Source organism: Vibrio sp. 10N.261.52.A1 (genome assembly GCF_002876325.1).
GTDB classification, from domain to species: Bacteria; Pseudomonadota; Gammaproteobacteria; order Enterobacterales; family Vibrionaceae; genus Vibrio; species Vibrio chagasii.
Genome location: NZ_MCYD01000379.1, coordinates 1 through 557 on the forward strand (window position 1 = coordinate 1; position 557 = coordinate 557).

A 557-nucleotide genomic window follows, 5' to 3' on the forward strand; every position below is an offset into this window, starting at 1 on the left:
GAAAAGGAAAGCCCACTTAACGAAGTTATTTCCCGCTTAGCGCTAACCAATCTTGTTCACTTGGCATTGTTTCAAACTGAGGGATCCCGTCGTTAACAAAACCTACATCCCAATTAGCGTGAGAACCAACATAAACATGGGCAGCAACTTTTGTATCTACCGCTTCAGTTAGCAAACCAGCTGGAACCCAATAAGATTCACCGCTAGAACTCATGTTGGGTACAGGGCTACCGCACTGAGAACAGAACTCCGATTTAAAACCCGAATGAGTAGAAAATGACTTAATTTGATGCTCGCCGGTACACCATTTGAATTGCGACTCTTTTATAATTAAAGCTGAATTTGATGAAGACCCCGAGACTTGGCGACACAATGAACAGTGACATTGATAAATAAGGGGTAACACGCCTGACAACTCAAACGAGACAGCGCCACATAAACAGTTACCTTTCACTCAAATACTCCTTATTAATACCTATAAAAATGCGTTTAAGCGGAACGGGCAAGCAATACCTAATGATGGTTACTCTAAAGACTTACTACCACAGGTTAAATGC

1 protein-coding gene is annotated in these 557 nt (G+C 41.8%); it reads right to left on the reverse strand.

Going from position 1 to position 557, the window contains the following annotated elements; translation table 11 throughout:
• Nucleotides 1–25: 25 nt before the first annotated feature.
• Nucleotides 26–454 (reverse strand): GFA family protein, encoded by a 429-nt coding sequence (locus tag BCT81_RS04495; protein WP_102423354.1) that lies wholly within the window; start codon nt 452–454, stop codon nt 26–28.
• Between the last annotated feature and the right edge of the window lie 103 nt (nt 455–557).